The 21,866-nt window shown below is 65.1% G+C and carries 15 protein-coding genes and 1 rRNA gene; 2 read left to right on the top strand and 14 right to left on the bottom strand.

Features of this window, described 5'->3' with window-relative positions:
• The 4 genes from ACFV4R_RS08245 to ACFV4R_RS08230 all read right to left on the bottom strand — a co-directional run.
• A 16S ribosomal RNA gene (locus tag ACFV4R_RS08245) occupies window positions 1–278 on the bottom strand; the annotation flags it as partial.
• A 492-nt stretch (window positions 279–770) separates the two neighbouring features.
• Window positions 771–4,490, bottom strand: a complete 3,720-nt coding sequence (locus ACFV4R_RS08240; RefSeq protein ID WP_377204283.1) for a 1,4-alpha-glucan branching enzyme — start codon at window positions 4,488–4,490, stop codon at window positions 771–773.
• A gap of 1 nt (window position 4,491) precedes the next feature.
• The gene (gene treS / locus ACFV4R_RS08235; protein WP_377204282.1) at window positions 4,492–6,288 is read right to left on the bottom strand and encodes a maltose alpha-D-glucosyltransferase; all 1,797 of its coding nucleotides are present in this window, start codon (window positions 6,286–6,288) and stop codon (window positions 4,492–4,494) included.
• Window positions 6,285–8,327 (bottom strand): alpha-1,4-glucan--maltose-1-phosphate maltosyltransferase, encoded by a 2,043-nt coding sequence (locus ACFV4R_RS08230; protein WP_377204286.1) that lies wholly within the window; start codon window positions 8,325–8,327, stop codon window positions 6,285–6,287. The genes treS and ACFV4R_RS08230 overlap by 4 nt, the downstream gene beginning before the upstream one ends.
• 193 nt (window positions 8,328–8,520) lie before the next feature.
• Between ACFV4R_RS08230 and glgP the strand changes: the two genes are divergently transcribed.
• Window positions 8,521–11,139: an alpha-glucan family phosphorylase gene (glgP, locus tag ACFV4R_RS08225; RefSeq protein WP_377204281.1), complete on the top strand. Its 2,619-nt coding sequence runs from the start codon at window positions 8,521–8,523 to the stop codon at window positions 11,137–11,139.
• Window positions 11,140–11,212: 73 nt separating this feature from the next.
• Here the strand turns inward: glgP and ACFV4R_RS08220 are convergent, their stop codons facing one another.
• The 8 genes from ACFV4R_RS08220 to ACFV4R_RS08185 all read right to left on the bottom strand — a co-directional run bounded on the left by ACFV4R_RS08220 (window position 11,213) and on the right by ACFV4R_RS08185 (window position 18,803).
• A complete protein-coding gene (locus ACFV4R_RS08220; protein WP_377204280.1) occupies window positions 11,213–11,569 on the bottom strand; it encodes a barstar family protein in 357 nt (118 codons plus the stop codon).
• Between the two features lie 7 nt (window positions 11,570–11,576).
• Window positions 11,577–12,086: a ribonuclease domain-containing protein gene (locus tag ACFV4R_RS08215; RefSeq protein ID WP_377204279.1), complete on the bottom strand. Its 510-nt coding sequence runs from the start codon at window positions 12,084–12,086 to the stop codon at window positions 11,577–11,579.
• A 16-nt stretch (window positions 12,087–12,102) separates the two neighbouring features.
• Entirely contained in the window at window positions 12,103–14,214 is a 2,112-nt protein-coding gene (glgX, locus tag ACFV4R_RS08210; RefSeq protein ID WP_377204278.1) for a glycogen debranching protein GlgX, read from the bottom strand.
• Window positions 14,215–14,333: 119 nt separating this feature from the next.
• Window positions 14,334–15,323, bottom strand: a complete 990-nt coding sequence (gene rlmB / locus ACFV4R_RS08205) for a 23S rRNA (guanosine(2251)-2'-O)-methyltransferase RlmB (protein WP_377204277.1) — start codon at window positions 15,321–15,323, stop codon at window positions 14,334–14,336.
• Between the two features lie 91 nt (window positions 15,324–15,414).
• Window positions 15,415–16,881, bottom strand: coding sequence for a cysteine--tRNA ligase (gene cysS / locus ACFV4R_RS08200; protein ID WP_377204276.1), 1,467 nt, complete (start codon window positions 16,879–16,881; stop codon window positions 15,415–15,417).
• Window positions 16,878–17,405 (bottom strand): 2-C-methyl-D-erythritol 2,4-cyclodiphosphate synthase, encoded by a 528-nt coding sequence (ispF, locus tag ACFV4R_RS08195; protein ID WP_377204275.1) that lies wholly within the window; start codon window positions 17,403–17,405, stop codon window positions 16,878–16,880. Before ispF ends, cysS begins: the two co-directional genes overlap by 4 nt.
• A gap of 11 nt (window positions 17,406–17,416) precedes the next feature.
• Window positions 17,417–18,199, bottom strand: coding sequence for a 2-C-methyl-D-erythritol 4-phosphate cytidylyltransferase (gene ispD / locus ACFV4R_RS08190; RefSeq protein ID WP_377204274.1), 783 nt, complete (start codon window positions 18,197–18,199; stop codon window positions 17,417–17,419).
• 121 nt (window positions 18,200–18,320) lie between these two features.
• Window positions 18,321–18,803, bottom strand: a complete 483-nt coding sequence (locus ACFV4R_RS08185; protein ID WP_011690592.1) for a CarD family transcriptional regulator — start codon at window positions 18,801–18,803, stop codon at window positions 18,321–18,323.
• Window positions 18,804–19,075: 272 nt separating this feature from the next.
• Here ACFV4R_RS08185 and ACFV4R_RS08180 point away from each other — a divergent pair, with 272 nt between their 5' ends.
• Window positions 19,076–19,618, top strand: coding sequence for a hypothetical protein (locus tag ACFV4R_RS08180; RefSeq protein ID WP_377204285.1), 543 nt, complete (start codon window positions 19,076–19,078; stop codon window positions 19,616–19,618).
• Between the two features lie 170 nt (window positions 19,619–19,788).
• Here the strand turns inward: ACFV4R_RS08180 and ACFV4R_RS08175 are convergent, their stop codons facing one another.
• Both ACFV4R_RS08175 and ACFV4R_RS08170 read right to left on the bottom strand, forming a co-directional pair.
• On the bottom strand, window positions 19,789–20,469 hold the full coding sequence (locus ACFV4R_RS08175; RefSeq protein WP_015936070.1) for a response regulator transcription factor: 681 nt from the start codon (window positions 20,467–20,469) through the stop codon (window positions 19,789–19,791).
• On the bottom strand, window positions 20,466–21,725 hold the full coding sequence (locus ACFV4R_RS08170; protein WP_377204284.1) for a sensor histidine kinase: 1,260 nt from the start codon (window positions 21,723–21,725) through the stop codon (window positions 20,466–20,468). The genes ACFV4R_RS08175 and ACFV4R_RS08170 overlap by 4 nt, the downstream gene beginning before the upstream one ends.
• Window positions 21,726–21,866: the final 141 nt, after the last annotated feature.

The following is a 21,866-nucleotide window of genomic DNA, read 5'->3' as shown; positions in this document are numbered from 1 at the left end:
CGTCGTCGCCTTGGTAGGCCATTACCCCACCAACAAGCTGATAGGCCGCGAGTCCATCCAAAACCGCAAAAGCTTTCCACCAACCACCATGCGATAGTCAGTCATATCCGGTATTAGACCCAGTTTCCCAGGCTTATCCCAGAGTCAAGGGCAGGTTACTCACGTGTTACTCACCCGTTCGCCACTAATCCACCCACAAGTGGGCATCATCGTTCGACTTGCATGTGTTAAGCACGCCGCCAGCGTTCATCCTGAGCCAGGATCAAACTCTCCGTTGAAGTAAAACAGACACACCCACCAACCCCGGAAATAACGGGACAAAATGGATGCACAAAATTTGAAACCAGCTGTAAAAACCAGACCATCCACGGGGTGGACAATCCAGTCAATTCAACCAATCCATAAAAAATTGGTATCAACAAACTTGGCACACTATTGAGTTCTCAAACAACAGACACACCCGGCACCACCCAAACAAAAAACCCGTTCAGGATCGCTCCGGAGCAACTTTCCAAACTTACCCGGCTGCTTCGTACTTGTCAAACCGGTGTTCCCGACCTTTATCGCTGTGAGGCTTGGTGGTCGGTTTTCCGTCTGACTCCGTGGAGCAGCGCGGAAATAAACTCTACCACCCCCTTGGCGTGAAGGCCAACCCGGCCTCCGTTGGGCTCCCCTTCACGCCGCCTGCATACGGCAGGAGGCCCGGAATCTCGGGGATTCCGGGCCTCCTGCCGTGTGCCTGGACAGCAGCGGGTGTTCGGCCGAACCGTTTACGGAGCGGCCGCCGCTCCTGGAGTGAAGAAGGATGCACCCAACGGAGGAAGGGTGACGGTCAGCGTTGCCGGCTGCCCATCCTGTCCTTCATCCGTGGCCTTCAGCTCTCCGGTATTCAGGACGCCGGAGCCACCGTACGTGGTGTGGTCCGTGTTGAGCACTTCGCGCCAGGCACCTGCTTGGGGAACACCCAAGGTGTAGCCGGCGTGCGGCGCGCCGGAGAAGTTGATGGCACAAACCACGGGGTTGCCGTCCGCATCACGGCGGATGAAGGAGAGAACGTTCCTGTCAGCGTCCCCACCGTTGATCCACTGGAACCCGGCCGGTTCGTTGTCGCGGGCGTACAGGGATGGCGTGGACGTGTAGAGCTCGTTCAGGTCCTTGGTCAGCAACTGGATCCCCTTATGGGCGGGGATCTCGGCAAGCCACCAGTCCAGCCCGTGCTGCTCCGACCACTCCGCTTCCTGGCCAAACTCGGTCCCCATGAAGATGAGCTGCTTACCCGGGTGGGCCCACTGGTACGCGAGGAAAGCGCGGAGGTTCGCCAGTTGCTGCCAACGGTCCCCCGGCATCTTGCGAAGCATCGAGCCCTTGCCGTGCACAACTTCGTCGTGGCTAATGGGCAGCAGGAAGTTTTCCGTGAATGCGTAAACCAGGGAGAACGTCAGGCCGCCGTGGTGCCATTTGCGGTTGACCGGGTCCTCGGAGGCGTACTTCAGGGAATCGTGCATCCAGCCCATGTTCCATTTCAGGCCGAATCCCAGTCCGCCGTGGCTGGTGGGTGCGGTCACGCCGGGGAACGCCGTGGACTCCTCTGCGATCATGACAGCACCGGGGTGGGTCTTGTAGACCGTGGCATTGACTTCCTGGAGGAAGGAGATCGCTTCGAGGTTCTCCCGGCCGCCGAACCGGTTGGGCCGCCATTGCCCCTCCTCACGGGAGTAGTCCAGGTAGAGCATGGACGCCACGGCATCCACCCGCAGGCCGTCGATGTGGAACTCGTCCAGCCAGTACAGTGCGTTCGCCACCAGGAAGTTGCGCACCTCGGTACGGCCGAAGTCGAAGATGAGCGTTCCCCAGTCGGGGTGTTCGCCCAGGGTGGGGTCGGCGTGCTCGTACAGGGGCTGGCCGTCGAACTGCGCCAGCGCCCATGAATCCTTGGGGAAGTGGGCAGGGACCCAGTCCAACAAGACACCAATGCCGGCCTGGTGCAGGGCGTCCACCAGGTAGCGGAACTCGTCAGGGTGGCCGAACCGGGAGGTGGGGGCAAAGTAGGAGGTGACCTGGTAGCCCCAGGAACCGCCGAAGGGGTGCTCGGCAACCGGCATGAACTCCACGTGCGTGAAGCCCAGCCACTTGACGTAGTCCACGAGCTCCTTGGCCAGCTCGCGGTATCCAAGCCCCAGGCGCCAGGAGCCGAGGTGTACCTCGTAGACGCTCATGGCCGAGTTATGCGGATCACGCTCGGCGCGGGCCTGCATCCACTCGTCGTCCTTGAATGCGTAGGACGGTTCCACCACACGGGATGCCGTGAGCGGCGGGACCTCGGTTCCGAAAGCCATCGGGTCCGCTTTTTCCACCCAGTAGCCACCCTTGGTGCGGATCTCGAACTTGTAGCACGCCCCTGCTACAACCCCAGGGATGAAGAGTTCCCAGACACCGGAGGAGCCCAGTGAGCGGAGCGAATGTTCGCGTCCGTCCCAGCCATTGAAGTCGCCCTTTACGCGGACGGCCTGGGCATTGGGGGCCCACACGGCGAAGGAAACGCCGTCCACATCCCCCAGCGAGGACTTGTAATGCTGGACGTGTGCACCCAGGACCTGCCAGAGCTTTTCGTGGCGGCCTTCCCCGATGAGGTGAAGGTCCACCTCACCGACTGTCGGCAGGTACCGGTACGGCTCGTCCACCGTGACGGGGTCAGCCCCGGGGTACGTGACGGACAGGCGGTAGTCCGGGACGTGCCCGTGCTCGCTCGGTTCAAGCACAGCAACCCAGGCCCCATGGGCCTCGTGCTGCATCGGCACTTCCCCTGCAGCGGTGATGACGCTGACGGCTTCCGCCAGGTGCTTGACCGTGCGGACGGTGACATGACCGTAGTCATCCAGGTGCGCCCCCAGTACGGAGTGCGGCGCGTGGTGTTCACCGTTGGCAATCTTGCCCAGGGTGCCGTCGTCCACCGGGAGCGGAGCCCCCGGCCGTCCTGTTCGTGCTGTGCCTGTCATTTCGTTACCTTCCGATGCTGCGCCGGCGGTGTCGCCGGCGCCGTTACCGCCCAGGAGCCGTCTGGAGGCGGTTACTGGAATCGCCAGCCAATCGGGCCTGTTACGCATTTCATAAACAACTTCGTACAGCGCCTTGTCCAGCCACAATGCCACAAACAGCGGCGAGGTCCGGTCCACGGTGCCGGGAGTGACACTCGCGTAGCCTCCGAGGAACGCGTCGGCGCAGTCGTCAACCCAGGACGCCGGTACGTGGGCGCCTTCCTGCTCGCGCTGGGCGGCTCCGGCCGCGTAGTCGAAGGAGCGCAGCATGCCGGCGACATCCCGCAAGGGCACGTCGGGGCCGTTCCGCTCGTCGATGGGTCGCAGTGGTTCGCCCTCGAAATCGAGGATGGCCCAGCGGGGCTCCACTTCAGTGGCGGTGAGCGCGTCCGTTCGGCCTGCCGCGGGCACCTGCAGGATCTGGCCCAGGTGCAGGTCACCGTGGATCCGCTGCAGCGGACCCGCGCTGGCGCCGTCGAGCCCGTCAAGGAGGGCACCCAGTGCTTCGTCGTAGGGGCCGACGGCGGGACCGGCCTCGGCCCAGGCCGTGCGGATACGCCGGGCTACTCCTGCCGCGATGTCCTGGCCGGACCTGGCAGCTTCGGAGCGGCCGAGCGTTTCGGCGAGCCGGCGGTGGACGGTGGCGGTGGCGGCGCCAAGTGCGCGTGCCTCGGACGTGAAGTCCCTGCCTGCGCGTGCTGCATCCACGGCGAGCCGCCAGGCATCCAGTCCGCCGGCGAGGAATTCGTGCGCCACTGCAAGCTCGCCCTGCACCGGGCGGGTGCCCGTCGCGGTCCCGCCTGCCGTGGGGCCGGTCTCCAGCCATTCTCCCCGGACCCAGCCCAGTGTGGCGGGGACCTCCGAAGTGCCGGCGGCGGTGAGGGCAGCGCCCACTTCAACTTCGGGGTTGGTTCCGGCGGACAGTGTCCGGAAGAACTTCACTATGGCCGCGGACTCGCCGTCGTCCACAATCACCGAGGTGTTTGACTGCTCGCCGGACAGCACCTTGACCACTCCGTGGGCGGTGGGGAGCCGGTAGTTTCCGGATGCCTTGAACCCCGTAGCCAACCCGGTGCGTGCCGTGGCTTCGTGCCGGATAAGTTCAAGCCAGCCGCCGATGAAGTCGGGATCGTGGAGGGCGTCGTAAACCCAGGTCCTGGACGGGTCCGTTCCGGCAGCCTGTCCTACCAACGCGCGTTCCATGCCGGCTGCCGGTGCCGCCCGGAAGCTCAACGGAACCTGCACCACCAAGGTGCGGCCGCCGCCGTCGGACGCGCCGGTGGTGATCTTCAGCAGGAACACCGCAAGCCCCGCATGCCCCGAAGGGTCCTCGATTCCCAGGCTGCCTGCCTGCGACATCTCGAAGTCGGGGCTGTTGACGGGGAACCATCGCTGCTTCGGAAGCCATTCCTTGAGGAGCGTGGTCAGGGCGGGAGTAAGTATTGGCTGGTTCATATCAATTTTCTATCGACAGGATGGGCAGTGCCTGCGTAAAGGGCGACGACGGATTGGACGTCGCCGACCGGAGCCGGAGCCAGAAGAAATCGTGGCTGCCGAGGGTCAGCGTCAGTGTCCCGTCGTCGTTAATCCCCGGGAAGACCTGGCCGCCGAAGACATCACGCAGTCCCCGGCCGGCGTATTCGGGCACCCGCAGCGTGGCGGCCACGGGATGCTGCGAGAGGTTGAAGGCGCAGAGGACCGTTTCGCCGTTCAATCCTGCGGAATTACCCGCCGGTAGTTCCCTGAGGTAGGCCAGGACGGCGTCGTGGTCGGCTTCGACGTGCTTGAAGGCACCGAGGCCGAAAGCGGGGTGGTTCCTGCGGACACTGAGAATCTGGCGGGTCCAGCGAAGCAGCGATCCGGAGTGCGCGGCCTCGGCCTCCACGTTGGCCATGCTGTAGTTGTAGACCAGAGACTGGATGGGCGGCAGGTAGAGCTTTCCCGGGTCGGCGTGCGAGAAGCCCGCGTTGCGGTCGGGGTTCCACTGCATCGGTGTGCGGACGGCGTCACGGTCCTCGAGCCAGATGTTGTCACCCATGCCGATCTCGTCCCCGTAGTAGAGGAACGGGCTGCCCGGCAGGGACAGCAGCAGGGCGTTGATCAGCTCAATCTCGGCCCGTGAGTTGTCCAGCAAGGGGGCCAGCCTGCGGCGGATACCGATGTTCGCGCGCATGCGCGGGTCCGGTGCATACCAGCCCAGCATCGCAGCGCGTTCGTCAGCGGTGACCATTTCAAGCGTCAGTTCATCGTGGTTGCGCAGGAAGGTGCCCCACTGGGCTCCTTCCGGGATGTCCGGAGTGTCGCGCATGGTCTCGATGATGGGCGCGGCCTTCTGGTCCCGGAGCGCATAGTAGAGCCGCGGCATGATGGGGAAGTGGAACGCCATGTGGCACTCCGGGTCCTCCTCCGTCCCGAAATACTCCACTACCTCATTGGGCGGCTGGTTGGCCTCGGCGATGATGACGCGGCCCGGGTAGCTTTCGTCCACCATGGCGCGCAGTTTCCGCAGGAAATCATGGGTAGCCGGAAGGTTCTCGCAGTTGGTCCCTTCCTCTTCGAACAGGTAAGGGATGGCATCAGCGCGGAACCCGTCGATGCCCTGGTCCAACCAGAACCGCACAACGTCGAAGAGCGCCTCAATGACCTTGGGATTTTCGAAGTTCAGGTCAGGCTGGTGGCTGAAGAACCGGTGCCAAAAGAACTGCCGGCGGATGGGATCGAACGTCCAGTTCGATTCCTCGGTGTCGACGAAGATGATGCGGGCGTCCTGGTACTTTTCGTCGGTGTCGCTCCACACGTAAAAATCGCCGTACGGACCGTCGGGGTCCTTGCGGGATTCCTGGAACCAGGGGTGCTGGTCCGAGGTGTGGTTCAGCGGCAGGTCGATGATCACCCGCACTCCCCTGGCATGCGCCTCTGCCACCAGCCGCTTGAAGTCGCTGATGGTCCCGAACTCGTCCAGGACAGAGTTGTAGTCCGAGATGTCGTAGCCGCCGTCCCGCAGGGGTGACTGGAAGAACGGCGGCAGCCACAGGCAATCCACGCCCAGCCATTGAAGATAGTCGAGCCTGTCGATGAGGCCCGAGAAATCGCCGGACCCGTCACCGTTGGCATCCGCAAAGGCCCGTACCAGCACCTCATAGAAGACGGCTTTCCGGTACCACAGCGGATCATGCTGGAGGCCCGGAGCATTCAGCTCAAACGTGCTTTTGGGCGTGAAGTGCTGGCCGGAACTTTGCGGATTGAAACTCACCGAGGCATTCTCCTGACGCTCAGGATGTGTGCCGGCTCCACGTGCGGGTCAAGGCGGACGTAGTTGAACTCGCCCCATTCCCAGCTTTCGCCGGAGATGAGGTCGTCAACGTAGAAGCCGCCGCCCGGAGTGATGTCCTGCGGGTCCAGTTCCAGGGCCGCCAGGTCCAGGGCAACGCTGCATTCCTTGGTGACATGCGGGTCCACGTTGACCACCACGACGAGGGTGTCCTTGGAACCGTCTGCCAGCGTCTTGTGCTTGGAGTAGACCACTGTTGAGTCGTCGGTGCTCTGGTGGACCGTGAGGTTCTGCAGGTCCTGGAGTGCCGGATGGTCGCGGCGGAGGTGGTTCAGCCGCGTGATGAACGGTGCCAGGGTCCGGCCGGACTCGGCGGCAGCGTCCCAGTCGCGGGCCTTGTACTCGAACTTCTCGTTGTCGATGTACTCCTCCGCGCCGGGGCGGGCCACATGTTCGTACAGTTCGTAGCCGGCGTACACGCCCCACAGCGGGCTGGCCGTCGAAGCGAGGACAGCCTTGATTTTGAAGGCCGCCGGGCCACCGTACTGGAGGTACTCGGTGAGGATGTCCGGGGTGTTGACGAAGAAATTGGGCCGGAAGTACGCCGGGGACTCGTGGCTGACCTCGTGGAAGTACTCTTCGATTTCCTTCTTGGTGTTGCGCCACGTGAAGTACGTGTAGGACTGCTGGAAGCCTGCCCTGCCCAGCGCGTGCATCATCGCGGGGCGGGTGAAGGCCTCAGCCAGGAACACCACGCCGGGAACCGTTTTGTTAACTTCGGCAATGAGCCATTCCCAGAACCACACGGGTTTGGTGTGCGGGTTATCGACGCGGAAAATCTTTACCCCGTGGCTGACCCACAACAACACAATCCGCAGAATTTCGTTGGAAAGCCCCTCGGGGTCATTATCGAAATTAAGCGGGTAAATGTCCTGGTACTTTTTGGGCGGATTCTCGGCATAGGCAATGCTGCCGTCAACGCGGGTGGTGAACCATTCAGGGTGCTCCGCCACCCAGGGGTGGTCCGGTGCTGCCTGCAGCGCCAGGTCCAGCGCCACTTCCAGGCCCAGCTCATTGGCCCGGGCCACGAAGGCGTCGAAGTCCTCGAAGGAGCCGAGGTCCGGATGGATGGCGTCGTGTCCACCCTCGGCGGCGCCGATGGCCCACGGGGAGCCGGGATCGTGCGGGCCGGCCACAAGGGTGTTGTTGGGGCCCTTCCGGTGCTGCACGCCGATCGGGTGAATGGGCGGCATGTAGATGACGTCGAAACCCATGCCGGCCACGGCGTCGAGCCGGCGGGCGGCGGTGCGGAAATTGCCGGACGTCCAGGCACCGGTGTTGTGGTCCTTGACGGCGCCCTCGGACCGCGGGAAGAACTCGTACCAGGAGCCGCGGCCGGCGCGGTCACGCTCCACCAGGAGGGGGTGCTCTTCGGAAACGGTGACCAGTTCCCGGATGGGCTGGTGCGCCACAACCCCGGCAACATCGTGGCCGAACCCGGCGCCGAGGCGTTCCTCGGTGCTGAGGGACTGGTCAGCCAGTTTGGCGGCGGCGTCGCGCAAGACGCCGCTGTCCCATTCGCTCCGGAAGTCCTCGGCGGACGCTTCCCGCAGCAGAGCGGCACCTTCGGCGAGCATGAGCTCGACGTCGATGCCGGCAGCGATCTTTACTTCAGCGTTGTGGTGCCAGGTGCCGTAGCGGTCATGCCACGACTCAATAACGAATGACCAGTTACCCGGCTCCGACGGCGTGAGGATGCCTTCCCAGCGATCGGTTCCCATGCCCCGTTCCCCGCGTGGGGGCGCCAGCCGAACGCGCTGGCGCTCGGCGCCGGAGGGATCCAGCAGCACGGCGCTGACGCCAAGCTGGTCATGGCCTTCACGGAACGAGGTGGCACCTACGACGATTCCTTCGCCGGGCAGCGCCTTGGCGGGAAACTTCCCGCCTTCGACGACCGGCTGAACGGCAGTGATCGGAAAACGTCCGAACCGCAGTCCGTCGGTGATCCGTCCCTTGGGCATTTTCTTTGATGCGGCACTGGTTACTGGGTTAGTCGTCACAGGCTCGACGTTAGCGAGAAATGCCGAAGATTGCTAAGCCTGCGCACTGTATTTTGTTGCGCCGCGCTTCATTTCCTTCGCGTCCCCTGTCATTTACGCAAAAGAAACCCAAAGCTGGTTACAGCCGCGGGGGTTGTCCGTTAGTGTGACGCAGGTGAAGGCAATCCGCAGGTTTACGGTCCGTACAGTCCTCCCAGAACCCATCCGGCCCCTGGCCAGGTTGGCCAGCAATTTGCGCTGGTCCTGGCACCGCCCCACCCGCGAACTTTTCGCGGGCCTTAACCCCGGGCTGTGGCAGGAAAGCGGCCAAGACCCGGTGGGCTTCCTGGGCATGGTCAGCCGCGAGGAGTTCCAGCAACTGGCTGCCAACCAGGCAGTGGTGGAAAGGGTGCGGGCGGCCGAGGCGGACCTCAACCGCTACCTTGAAGAGCCCCGGTGGTACCAGGGCCTCGGACCGGACGCTCCTGCCTCCATCGCCTATTTTTCGCCTGAGTTCGGCATCACCGAAGTCCTGCCCCAGTACTCCGGCGGCCTCGGCATCCTGGCCGGCGACCACCTGAAGGCGGCCTCGGACCTTGGCGTTCCGCTGATCGGCGTGGGCCTGCTGTACCAGGCCGGCTACTTCAAGCAGTCCCTTTCCCGGGATGCGTGGCAGCAGGAAACCTACCCCGTACTGGATCCTGACGGCCTGCCCCTCACACTGCTCCGCGAGCCCTCCCCGGACGGCAACGGCAAGCCCGTCCAGGTCTCCTTGCCGCTCCCCAACGGCCGGCGCCTGCTGGCACACATCTGGCGCGCCGACGTCGGACGCGTCCCCCTCCTGCTCCTCGACTCCAACGTCCCGGGCAATGACGACGCCGCCCGCAGCATCACCGACCGGCTCTACGGCGGCGGCGGTGACCACCGGCTCCAGCAGGAACTGCTGCTGGGCATGGGCGGCGTGAAGGCGCTGCGGGCGTTCCAGAAGCTGACCGGCACGGCGGCTCCGGAGGTGTTCCACACCAACGAAGGCCACGCGGGCTTCCTGGGCATCGAACGTATCCAGGAGCTCATGTCCGGTGAGCAGGCACTGACCTTTGATGAAGCCCTCACGGCGGGACGTGCCTCCACCGTCTTCACCACCCACACCCCGGTGCCGGCAGGCATCGACAGGTTCGAAATTGCCCAGATCAGCCACTTCTTCCAGGCCGGGCTGGCGCCCGACGTGCCGGTGGACCGTATCCTCGAGCTGGGCCGCGAGAACTACGCGGACGGCAACCCGTCCGTCTTCAACATGGCCGTGATGGGCCTGCGCCTGGCACAGCGGGCCAACGGTGTGGCCAAGCTCCACGGCGAGGTGTCCCGCGGAATGTTCTCGGCACTGTGGCCGGGCTTCGACCACTCCGAGGTGCCCATCACCTCGGTGACCAACGGCGTGCACGTGCCCACCTGGGTAGACAGCCGGATCTCCCAGCTGGCCCGGGACCAGTTCGGCAGCGAAGCGGAGGCCAACGGCCGCTGGGACCTGGCGTACAACGTCAGCGACGCCGACGTCTGGGCGCTCCGGCGTGAGCTGCGTTCGGCCCTGGTGGACGACGTCCGCCGCCGCCTGCGCGCCGCATGGAAGAAGCGTGGCGCCGCCGATGCCGAACTGGGCTGGACCGAACACGTCCTGGACCCGGACGTACTCACCATCGGCTTTGCCCGCCGCGTTCCCACGTACAAGCGCCTGACGCTGATGCTGCGCGAACCGGAGCGGCTGAAGGCGCTGCTGCTGCACAAGGACCACCCCATCCAGCTGGTCATTGCCGGCAAGTCCCACCCGGCCGATGACGCCGGCAAGAAGATGATCCAGGACCTGGTCCGGTTCACTGACGATCCCGAGGTCCGCCACCGGATCGCATTCCTGCCGAACTACGACATCGCCATGGCGCGGACCCTGTTCCCCGGCTGCGACGTCTGGCTGAACAACCCGCTCCGGCCCCTCGAGGCCTGCGGCACGTCAGGCATGAAGGCCGCCCTTAACGGCTCGCTGAACCTGTCCGTCCTGGACGGCTGGTGGGACGAGATGTACGACGGCGAGAACGGCTGGGCCATTCCGACGGCCAACAACGGTGCATCCCCCGAAGAGCGCGACGACATCGAGGCAGCTGCCCTGTACGAGCTGCTCGAAAGCCAGGTGGCGCCGAGGTTCTACGGCAGCACGGTATCGGCGGCAGCCGGGGCTGCGGGACCGTCGACGTCGGCGGCCGAGCGGGTGCCCACGCACTGGGTGTCCATGATCAAGCACACCCTGTCCCACCTGGGCCCGGCTGTTTCGGCTGAGCGCATGCTCCGCGACTACGTCAACATCCTCTACCGCCCCGCGGCTGAGGCCGGCCGCAGCGCCAGTGCCACCGGTTACGCCCAGGCCCGGTCGCTGGCATCGTGGACCGCGAAGGTGCGCTCGGCCTGGCCGCAGGTCCATGTGGAGCATGTGGACTCGGTGGGCGTCTCCGAGGATCCGCAGATCGGCGACACCCTGCAGGTCAACGCGTACGTGGCCCTCAGCGGCCTGACCCCCGAGGATGTCTGCGTGGAGGTGGCTTACGGCAGGGCTGAGGAAAGCGACACCCTGACGGACATCACCATCATGGAGCTGCAGGTGAAGGAAGACCTCGGCAATGGCCGCCACCTCTTCAGCGGTTCCCTGGTGATCGACAGGTCCGGGCCGTTCGGCTACACCGTCCGTGTGCTGCCGAGGCATGACGGACTCGCGTCCAAGGCCGAACTGGGGCTGATCGTGAACGCGTAGCGTTCAGGCCATCGAGGCCGGCTGAGCATCAAAACAGGAGGGAAGCCCATGGGCTTCCCTCCTTTTTTGATGCTCAGAGGAGAACGGCGGTGACCGCCAGGTCCTTGCCGGCATACCGTTCGGCGTCCTGCAGGATTTCGCAGAGAATGCCGAACGACCTGTCGGAGCGGAACGGTGCCGCCACCTGCCAGAGGACAGTGACGGGCGGGTTGCCGTTGTCCGCAATGCTGTCCGCGAAGTCATGCAGGGAATCGTTCAGCGCGTCGAGGTTGACCCCGTAGTGTTCCGGGAAGCTCAGGACCTCGCCGAAGGTTTCCAGCACCGCGCGTTTGCTGTCCGCCGGGGGGATGACCAGGCTGCGGCGGCCGGCGTCCGCCACCTGTTCCTGCAGTTCCTCAAGGGTCCAGGTGTCGCCGGAGTAGATCTTCATGGTGCTGCTAGCTGCCTTCCGTAATGAACGAGAACGATTCGTAGTGGTCGCCGGTGTAGTACTTTTCGCCGTCCGCGCCGGCAACGATCCTGCGGGCGCCGCGATCTGGCTCCCCCGGAGTGGGCACAGTGTATTCCCGGTAGTAACCGCGGTCCCGGCGGGGCAGGATCCCCTCGAAGTTGCCGAAGGCCTGGTCATCCTGGCTGTAGCGGTAAGGGCCGCCTGCGCGGATCAGTGCCAGGATCCGGCGGCCTTCGGCCGGGAGCTGGGATTCCCTGATGGCCGGCAGGGCGGAGGGATTCTTTTGGGCAGGCGCCGGTGCCGCCTGGGCCGGGCGCGACGGTGCCGGCCGGGACGGCGCAGGGGACGCGGACCCTGGTGCCGTCGCCGCGCCGGTGGCGGGCGCCGTCGTCGTACCCTCCGTTAATTGGCCCAGGACGCCCTGGCCGCCGAAGACAAGCACTGCCACCACCACGAGGGCAGCAAGCAGCAGGGGCAGGATCTTGCGGTTGCGCATGGTCGGTTATCCCGGGCTAGGCGTTGCGGTAAATACTGATGGAGTTGGCCTCCACCAGGTCCTTTTCACCCGAAGCCACCAGGCCGCCCTGCCGCAGCTCGTGCAGCGGGGAGGTGGTGAGCCGCAGTTCGAACATGCGGGGGCCCGTGCCTTCCGCGGCCAGCGGCGGAAGGGTGATGGTGACATCCGAGCCCGTTCCGTTCACCACAACCAAGCCAGCCAGCTCACCGTCGTCGGAGCCGAGGAGCAGCTGCATCACGCGGTGCTGCGGATCGTTCCAGCGTTCCATGGACATCGGCTGGCCGTTGTGGTCGTACCAGTACAGGTAGGCCTGCTCGTCCCGGACCGGGAAGTGGTGCGGCTGCGCGGCCAGGAACTCCTTGCGGAGCCGGATGTACCGCTTGGTGCTCCGGAGCATCTCATGCGATTCCGGGGTGCGCGTCCAGTCCACCCAGGTCAGGGCGTTGTCCTGGCAGTAGGCGTTGTTGTTCCCCTGTTGGGTGCGTGCCAGTTCGTCGCCGGCGGTAATCATGGGAACGCCAAGGGAGATCATCAGCGACGCCATCATATTCCGGCGCGACTGGGCCCGCCGGGCCAGGATCTCACCGTCCTCGGTGGGCCCCTCCACACCATGGTTGTAGCTTCGGTTGTCGCCGTGCCCGTCGCGGTTCTGTTCGCCGTTGGCTTCGTTGTGTTTCCTGTCGTAGGACACAAGGTCGTTCAGCGTGAAGCCGTCGTGGGCGGTCACGTAGTTCACTGAAGCGAGGCGGGACCGGCCCGAGCCTTCAAACAGCGCAGCGGAACCGGACAGCGCGTCGGCCAGTTTTGCCACCGAGCCGCCCTGTCCACCGGACTCCAGTGCTGCCCGGTCGGCGAGCCAGAAGGACCGGACGGAATCCCGGAAATGGTCGTTCCAGTCAACCCAGCCCATAGGGAAGCGGCCCGTCTGCCACCCGCCGTAGCCAATGTCCCACGGTTCGGCGATGAGCTTGGTGTCGGACAGGACAGGGTCAGCGGCGACGGCCACCAGGAAAGGGTGCCGGGGGTCGAATTCGTTGTCGCCGTTCCGGCACAGGGTCACCGCCAGGTCGAAGCGGAACCCATCAATGTGGAATTCGTCCACCCAGTACCGCAGCGAGTCGAGGACCAGCTGGACTACGCGGGGTTCGGCGAAGTTGAGGCTGTTTCCGCACCCGGTGGTGTCCAGGTACTTCCCGTGGCCGTCCGTCCGGTAGTAGCGGTTCTCCCCCAGCCCGCGGAAGCTGATGGTCTGCCCGTCCGCGCCGCCCTCCGCGGTGTGGTTGTAGACCACATCCAGGATGACTTCCAGTCCTGCCCCGTGGAAGGCCTTGACCATTGCCTTGAACTCGTTCTGGACTGCCTGCGGACCGGCATCCTGGGCCACTCGCGTGGCATAGCCGGGATGCAGGGCGAAGAAGGCCGCCGTGTTGTAGCCCCAGTAATTCGTCAGGCCCAGGTCCTGCAGGTGCGGTTCGTCCAGGTGGAAATGGACCGGCAGCAGCTGCACTGACGTGATGCCCAGTCCTTTAAGGTGCTCAAGGACTGCCGGGTGCGCCATCCCCGCGTAGGTCCCACGGAGTTCTTCGGGGACATCGGGGTGGAGCATGGTCTGTCCGCGGACGTGTGCCTCATAGATGATGGTGTTCCGCCACGGCAGCCTCAGGCGGCTGTCCGTTCCCCAGTCAAAGTCGCCGGATGTGCGGGCGCTGGTGAGGAGGCCGTCCCGCAGATCCACGGCCCGGCCATACGGATCGAGCAGCGGGCGGCTGCCGTCCTGGTCCAGGCCGTTGGCCGGCACGGCCACGGGCAGCGACTGTTCGCCGGAGGCAGGGCGGAAGCCATAGCGGGAGCCCGGAGGCAGGTCCGCGACGATGCCGTGGTGGACGCCGTCGGTAACGTTCGGCAGCGGCTGGACGCGCCATTCAACGCCCGGGGGCTGGTACACGATTTCCAGGCTGGGCACACCGGGGGCATAGCAGGCAACGTTGGCCCGGGCCCTGTCATCCGGGCCGGAGCCGTCTGAATCGGCGCGCGGGACACTGACACCGAGGGGAACGGCCGTTGAGGCGTCCATGGTGGAGGCGGTGTCGAAGAGCGGCATGACCATTAGCTAAATAGTAGCCGCCGGCAGCTACTGGCCTGCGCCAGCGTCACACATGACGCCCGGGCCGGGCCCCGGACGGGACCCGGCCGGGAGGACCCCGTCCGGCGGGCCCCCCGGACTGGCTACTTGGCTGCGCGCTGGCGGGAGACTTCGTACAGCGTGATGCCTACCGCCATGGACGCGTTGAGCGATTCCATGGCCGAGTCGATGGGGATGGAGACGATCTGGTCGCAGTTTTCGCGGACCAGCCGGCTCAGGCCCTTCCCTTCGGATCCCACTACGATGCACACCGGTTCGGTGGCGAGGCTCAGGTCCGGCAGCGACACGTCGCCGTCGCCGTCCAGGCCCAGGACGAAGATGCCCATGGTCTTGAACTGCTTAAGGGCGCTGTTGAGGTTTGACGCCCGTGCCACCGGCACGCGGACCGCCGCGCCGGCGCTCGTCTTCCACGCCGAGGCGGTAACGCCAACTGAGCGGCGCTCCGGAACAATCACGCCGTGGCCGCTGAAGGCAGAGACGGAGCGGATGATGGCGCCGAGGTTGCGGGGATCGGTAATGCCGTCCAAAGCAACGAACAGGGGCGCGTTGCTGACGTGCCCCTTCTTCCACTTCTCCACGGTTTCTTCGGCGAGCTCATAGGCGTCGGCGTAATCGTAGGGCGGGATCTGCAGGACGAGGCCCTGGTGGACGGCGTCGTCGGTCATCCGGTCCAGTTCAGGCTTGCCGGTTTCCAGCAGCGGGATGCCGCGTTCGGCCGCCAGCTTGAGGGACTCCTTGACGCGGTCATCCATCTCGATCCGGATGGCGACATGCAGTGCCTTCGCGGGGATGCCGGCGCGGAGGGCTTCCACTACCGAGTTGCGTCCGGTGACGACTTCCTCGGTGGCGCGGCCCTTGGGGCCGGATTTGCCGGCGCCGGCGCTGCGGGCACCGGGGTTGCGCTTGGCGGCCGAGCGCTCAGCGAGTTGCTTGGACTTGTGTGCTTTGTGGTACGGACGGTCCTCCGCCTTGGGCGTGGGTCCCTTGCCTTCCAGGGCCTTGCGGCCATGGCCACCGGTCCCGATGGTTGGGCCCTTCTTCGCTTTAACCGATCGGCGACCATTGTTGGCCATGATGTTCCACCCTTGATTGTGTTGACTGAGTCCGGCTACCAGTCTACTGACCGAAGAAAAATCGGGTTCCCGGACTTTTGGGTCCCGGTGCTCAATCCCGTTTCAGGCTCCACGTGGCACCGTCCGGACCGTCCTCCACTACCACGCCGGCCTCGTTGAGCGTGTCGCGGATGGCATCGGATGCTGCCCAGTCCTTCCCGGCGCGGGCCGTGGCGCGGGCGGCAAGCTGCGCCTCCACCAGGACAGCCAGTGCTTCCGACTCGCGGGTGCTGGCCTTCTCTGAGCCGGCGACGGCGTTGAGCCCCAGCACGTCGGTCATGATGACGACGGCGTACATCGCCTTCCGGGCGGAGTCGTCGTCGCCGTCGGCGAGGGCAGTGTTTCCTGCCCGCACCGTCTCATGCAGTGCCGCCAGGGCGCGGGGAACGTTCAGATCGTCGTCCATCGCGGCGTAAAAGGCCTCCACGCTGCCCGATGAGGGGCCGTACTCCCCTGCCACGAAGCCGAAGTCGGTGCCGAAGCGCGCCACGGCCTTCGCCAGGAACCCATCGATGCGTTCGACGGCGGCAGCGGCTTCCTGCAGGGATGTGGGCCGGTAGTCCAGGATCGACCGGTAGTGGGCCTGGCCGAGGTAATACCGCACCACGCGGGGCGAGGCGAGTTTCAGCATTTCGCCGGGGCTGATGGTGTTGCCGATGGACTTGGACATTTTTTCACCCTCGTAGGTGACCATGCCGTTGTGCATCCAGAAGTTGGCGAACCCGTGGCCGGCGGCCTGTGACTGGGCCATCTCATTTTCGTGGTGCGGGAACCGCAGGTCCAGGCCGCCGCCGTGAATATCGAATTCGGTGCCAAGGTACTTGGTCACCATCGCCGAGCATTCCAGGTGCCAGCCGGGGCGGCCGGCACCCCAAGGGGACGCCCAGCTGGCGGTGGCAGGTTCGCCCTCTTTGGAACCCTTCCACAGCGCGAAGTCGCGGGGGTCCCTCTTACCCCGGGGGTCGGCGTCGGCTGCCGCCTGCATGTCATCAATGTTTTGCCGCGTCAGGGCACCGTACTTGCTCCAGGAACGCACATCGAAGTACACATCGCCGGAATCATCGAGCGCCGGATAGGCATGGCCGCGGTCGATCAGTTGCTGGATAAGGGCGTGCATTTCCGGGATGTGGCCGGTGGCCCTGGGTTCGTAGGTGGGGCGGGAGACCCCCAGGGCGTCGTAGGCCTTGAGGAATTCCTGCTCGTAGCGGTAGGCCAGCGCCCACCATTCCTCGCCGGGAACTTCGCCCTGTTCCGGCTGGAAACCGGAGGCGAAGGATGCCTCTGACTTGGCAAGGATTTTGTCGTCGATGTCCGTGACGTTCCGGACCACTGTGACCCGCAGCCCGCGGTGGGTCAGCCAGCGGGTCAACTGGTCGAACGCGATGGCGGAACGGATGTGACCGACGTGGGGCATGCCCTGCACGGTCGCCCCGCAGTAGTAGAGGCTGGCCCTTCCGGCTACGAGGGGAACGAAGTTCCGGACTTCGGCGGAGGCAGTGTCATAGAAGCGCAGGGTCACCGCTCCAGATTAGCCGATGCAGATTTGCCGATTGATTCGGAGGTGCGCGGGTACACCAAGGCGGTGGCCACAGCCGAGATCCCTTCGCCGCGGCCCGTGAATCCGAGGCCGTCGCTGGTGGTGGCAGTGACGCTGACCGGGGCGCCGGCAGCGTCAGAGAGGACCTGCTGCGATTCCTCGCGGCGGGGACCGAACTTGGGACGGTTCGCCACGAACTGCACCGCGATGTTGCCAATTTCAAAGCCTGCCGTCCGGACAATCCGCGCAGCCTCAGCGAGCAGGGTTACCCCCGAGGCGCCGGCGAACTCAGGCCGGTCGGTGCCGAAATGGGTTCCGAGGTCACCGACGCCTGCGGCCGAGAACAGCGCATCGGCGGCGGCGTGGGCTACAGGGTCGCCGTCCGAGTGTCCGGCAAGGCCTCGCTCGCCCGGCCAGAGGAGGCCGCCCACCCAGAGTTGGCGTGCTTCCCCCTCCGCGGCGAAGGCGTGGACGTCCAGCCCAATTCCCGTGCGGGGAATGATCATGCCTTCCCCGCTCATCCCTCAACCCACCGGGCTCCGAGGGGACCTTCGAGGAGCCCTTCGGCAAAGATGAGGTCCAGGGGTGTGGTGATCTTCAGGGACTGGGTGGACCCGCGCACCACGTAGACGTCGGTGCCAGTCATCTCCACGAGCATCGCATCATCGGTGACGGCGGCTGCCTCCGCCGGTTCCAGCGCCTGCGCTGCCTCGTGGGCGCGGCGCAGGGTCCCTGCGCGGAAGCCCTGCGGCGTCTGCACGGCGCGGAGGTTTTCGCGTGCGGCCGTCCCGGCCACGATTTCGGGTGCGACGGCGTGATCCCCGGCGGGCGTGGGCGTCACGGTTTTGACGGTGTCCACCACTGGAACGGCTGGGATGACAGCCTCGGCCCCGGCTGCGAGTGCGTCCACCACCCGGTGGAAGACCCCGTCCGGGGTGAGCGCCCTGGCGGCATCGTGCACCAGGACAGCCTCGATTCCGTCCATCAGGGCACCGATGCCCTGCCGGACCGAGTCCGCGCGGGTGGGACCGCCGTCGACGACGGTCAGGAGCGGGCGGCCGTCGGCAAGTTCTTCCCGGAAGCTGTCGCAGAGGGCGCGCAGGCCGTCGTCGCCTTCCGGCAGGACCACGCAGACCTGCGTGGACACGCCGGACGCAACGATGCCGCGGAGGGCATGCATCAGAATGGTTTCGCCGCCCAGGGGCACGGCTGCTTTGGGCATGCCGTAGCCGAGCCGCTGTCCCGAACCTGCAGCCACCAGGATCACCGCGGTGACCGGGCGGGTTGGTGTTTCGCTCATGCCGACTAGCCTACGTCCCGCGTGCCTGATGCGTCCCGACGCATTCACCGGGGGCTCGGAGGAGGTGTTTTTGGGCAAAAAGAAACCCCGGCTGCACTTCCATGCTGCCGGGGCTCAATTCTTAGGAAGCCAGAACCTCGTCGAGAACGCTTGCAGCCTTCTCCTCGTCGGTCTTTTCGGCCAGCGCCAGTTCTGAGATCAGAATCTGCCGTGCCTTGGCCAGCATTCGCTTTTCGCCTGCGGAAAGGCCCCGGTCGTGATCCCGGCGCCAAAGATCGCGTACGACCTCTGCCACCTTGATGACGTCACCGGAAGCAAGCTTCTCCAGATTTGCCTTGTACCTGCGCGACCAGTTGGTGGGCTCTTCGGTGAACTCGGCACGGAGCACATCAAACACGTGCTCCAGGCCTTCCTTGCCCACTACGTCCCGGACCCCAACAAGGTCAACGTTTTCTGCTGGAACTTCAATGGTCAGATCACCCTGAGCCACCTTGAGCTTGAGATACATTTTCTCTTCGCCCTTGATGGTGCGCATCTTGATTTCTTCAATCTTCGCAGCACCGTGGTGAGGGTAAACTACTGTCTCGCCGACCTCAAATACCATGTGGACATTTCCCCTTTCCCGCAGACCAGTTTATCACGATTCAGGCATATGACCGGCCGCGGAAAGGGCCCTCAACCGCAGAAATACGCGGAAAATCGGCCCAATCGACCCCCTCCACCCCCTTGACGAACGCAGATAATAGTGCATCGCGCATGCGCTGCCAAGGATGATGTGACGCTCTCGAATCCGCGTTTGAGCCCCTTTGCGGATAGGCTATGGGCTGAATAATGTTTCAAGACTCTCGAGGAGTACGTGACGTGCGTTTCACTGCGATGAACCGGGCCCGGCGGGGCAAGATGGCACTGACGGCCGCCGTTGTAGGCGTGGGCCTGCTGACCGCGGGCTGCGGCTACATCACGCCCCAGCAGACAAACCATCAGTACTCCGCTTCGGACGGCATCCGTGCCGACCTCGGCCCGCTGAAGCTCCGGAACATCCTCATCATTTCCTCCGGCGAGGACCAGCCTGGCCGCGTCATCGGCGCTGTGTACAACTCCTCGTCTAAGGACGTGAAGCTGACCATGAAGGGCGCTGAGGGATCGCAGACCGAAGTTGCCGTAGAGGCGAACTCGTACACGCTGCTCAACGACACCACTGACGAAGCCATCCTCAGCACCACCGGCGGCAAGGCCGGCTCACTGGTTGATGTCCAGGTCAGCGAAGACGGCACCAACGTGAACAGCACCGTGCGCGTGCCCGTCCTGGATACCACCCTGCCCGAATACAAGGAATACCTGCCGTCCGGCAGCACGCCGTCGCCGAGCACCTCGGCCACGCCGTCTCCGTCCGCTTCGGAGAGCGCCGCAGGCCACTAGCACGCGGCTGGAGCAGTTCAGCAGAACAACGAAAAGGGAGGGACCGTCCGGTCCCTCCCTTTTTGCTGCCCGGCCACGGCTGCCAGCGATGCGCATCTTCGGCGGTGCACCCCGTAAACGGGCGCGCGGGCGACTTAGCGCCTCGAAAATGCAGATGCGGCCCAGGAAACTTACGGCTCGAACTTGTAGCCCAGGCCGCGCACGGTCACCAGGAACCGGGGCGCAGAGGGGTCGGGTTCGATCTTCCCGCGCAACCGCTTGACGTGGACATCGAGGGTCTTGGTGTCCCCCACATAGTCAGAACCCCAGACCCGGTCGATCAGCTGGCCACGGGTCAGCACCCGGCCGGAGTTGCGCAGCAGCATCTCCAGGAGCTCGAACTCCTTCAGCGGAAGCAGCACCTGCTCGCCGTCCACGCTCACCACATGGCGTTCAATGTCCATCCGGACCGGCCCGGCCTGGACGGTCGAGGAAATCAGTTCCTCGGGCTCGCCCTGGCGGCGCAGCACCGCCCGTACACGGGCAACCAGTTCCCGCGAGGAATACGGCTTGGTGACGTAGTCATCGGCGCCGAGCTCCAGGCCCACCACCTTGTCGATCTCGGAATCCTTGGCCGTCAGCATGATCACCGGGACAGTTGAACGCTGCCGGAGCTGCCTGCAGACCTCGGTACCGGACTGGCCGGGAAGCTGGAGATCCAGCAGCACCAGGTCGGCGCCGTTACGGTCGAATTCAGTGATGGCATCCAGGCCGTTGTCCACGACCTCCACCTCAAACCCTTCCTTGCCCAGCAAATAGGACAAAGGATCGCTGAACGACTCCTCGTCCTCCACAATCAGAATCCTGCTCAAGCGCTAGCTCCTCGTTCTTTTGCGCCGGCGGCGCGGGGTATTTGGGTGGCAGCGGGCTGTTCGGCCGCTTGTCCTGCCGGCCCCGTTGCCGGGACAGTTGCGGACGTAAGGTCTGTGTCTCCGTCGGGCCCCGCATCAGGCCCTTCCATCTCGGGAAGCCGGAGCGTGAAGGTGGAACCCTGGCCCGGCTGGGACCACAGCGTCACCTCGCCGCCGTGGTTGGACGCGACGTGCTTGACGATGCTCAGGCCGAGGCCGGTACCGCCGGTGTGGCGGGACCGGGCGGCGTCCACGCGGTAGAACCGTTCAAAGACCCGTTCCTGGTCCTCGGCGCTGAGGCCCTCGCCCTGGTCCGTCACTGAAATGGAAACCAGGCCTTCCCTGGAACGGACGCCGATGCCCACGCGGGTGTTCGGCGGTGAGTAACGGATGGCGTTGTCGATCAGGTTGCGCAACGCGGTGACCAGGAGATCCTGGTCACCGAAGACCTTCTCCTCGATGTGGCCACCCACCACGATGGTGATGTTCTTGCTTTCGGCCGGCAGCTGGGACCGGTCCACTGCCTCGGCGATCACGGCGTTGACGTCAACGGGACCGCCCTGCTGGACCACGCTGGCGCCCTGCAGCCGGGAGAGCTCGATGATGTCCTGCACCAGCGCGGCCAGGCGGCCGGACTCCTTATGCATGCGTTTGGCGAAGCGGCGGACCGCCAGTTCGTCGTCGGCAGAGGACTCCAGCGCTTCGGCAAGCAGGGAAATGGCGCCCACGGGCGTTTTCAGCTCATGGGAAACGTTGGCCACGAAGTCGTTGCGGATTTCCTCGGTCCTGGTGATCTCCGTCCGGTCATCGGCCAGGAGGAGGATATATTCCTCACCCAGCATGGCTGCCCGGACCTGGACGATGATGGTTCCCTGCCCCAGCGGCCCGCGCGGCAGCTCAAGCTTCTTTTCGAGGATTACGCCGTCGCGCCGTACCCCCGCCGTCATGTCCAGCAGTTCCTTATGGACCACGGTGTGGCCGCGGACCAGGCCGTAGGCGTACGCAGCAGGGCTTGCCCGGACCACGCCGTCAACAGCGTCCACCACAACGAAAGCGCGTCCGACGACGGCCAGCACCTCGGCGGCGCCGTCCGGCAGTCCCGGCTCGTCGCCGTCCATGTCCAGCAGCTGGCGCTGCTTTTCGCTGACCCGGTAGGCGAGCACACCGAACGTGCCCAGCGCCAGGCCGACGAGGCCCGCGATCAGGCCGATGAACATTGGATCCACAGGTCCACCTTATGCTCTTGCCCGCGGCCTATCGGCGCGTCCGGGCCCCCTGCGCCCACGGTTCAACTAACGTTCACCTGCAAGGGATCAACCGTTCACCGGATGCTGGCAGAGTATCCAGTTGGACTGCCG

The organism is Pseudarthrobacter sp. NPDC059871 (genome assembly GCF_042731175.1).
Taxonomy (GTDB): Bacteria; Actinomycetota; Actinomycetes; order Actinomycetales; family Micrococcaceae; genus Arthrobacter.
The sequence above is the reverse complement of the archived record's forward strand: the minus strand, read 5'-3'. Positions and strand labels throughout refer to the sequence as shown.

What these genes read in the sequence shown, in the direction of transcription:
- ispF (WP_377204275.1), bottom strand. Translation starts at nt 17,405, where the DNA reads ATGATCATTCCCCGCACGGGAATTGGGCTGGACGTCCACGCCTTCGCC.
- ACFV4R_RS08230 (WP_377204286.1), bottom strand. Translation starts at nt 8,327, where the DNA reads ATGCCCAAGGGACGGATCACCGACGGACTGCGGTTCGGACGTTTTCCG.
- ACFV4R_RS08240 (WP_377204283.1), bottom strand. Translation starts at nt 4,490, where the DNA reads ATGAACCAGCCAATACTTACTCCCGCCCTGACCACGCTCCTCAAGGAA.
- glgX (WP_377204278.1), bottom strand. Translation starts at nt 14,214, where the DNA reads ATGGTCATGCCGCTCTTCGACACCGCCTCCACCATGGACGCCTCAACG.
- ispD (WP_377204274.1), bottom strand. Translation starts at nt 18,199, where the DNA reads ATGAGCGAAACACCAACCCGCCCGGTCACCGCGGTGATCCTGGTGGCT.
- rlmB (WP_377204277.1), bottom strand. Translation starts at nt 15,323, where the DNA reads ATGGCCAACAATGGTCGCCGATCGGTTAAAGCGAAGAAGGGCCCAACC.
- ACFV4R_RS08180 (WP_377204285.1), top strand. Translation starts at nt 19,076, where the DNA reads ATGAACCGGGCCCGGCGGGGCAAGATGGCACTGACGGCCGCCGTTGTA.
- ACFV4R_RS08170 (WP_377204284.1), bottom strand. Translation starts at nt 21,725, where the DNA reads ATGTTCATCGGCCTGATCGCGGGCCTCGTCGGCCTGGCGCTGGGCACG.
- ACFV4R_RS08185 (WP_011690592.1), bottom strand. Translation starts at nt 18,803, where the DNA reads ATGGTATTTGAGGTCGGCGAGACAGTAGTTTACCCTCACCACGGTGCT.
- ACFV4R_RS08215 (WP_377204279.1), bottom strand. Translation starts at nt 12,086, where the DNA reads ATGCGCAACCGCAAGATCCTGCCCCTGCTGCTTGCTGCCCTCGTGGTG.
- ACFV4R_RS08220 (WP_377204280.1), bottom strand. Translation starts at nt 11,569, where the DNA reads ATGAAGATCTACTCCGGCGACACCTGGACCCTTGAGGAACTGCAGGAA.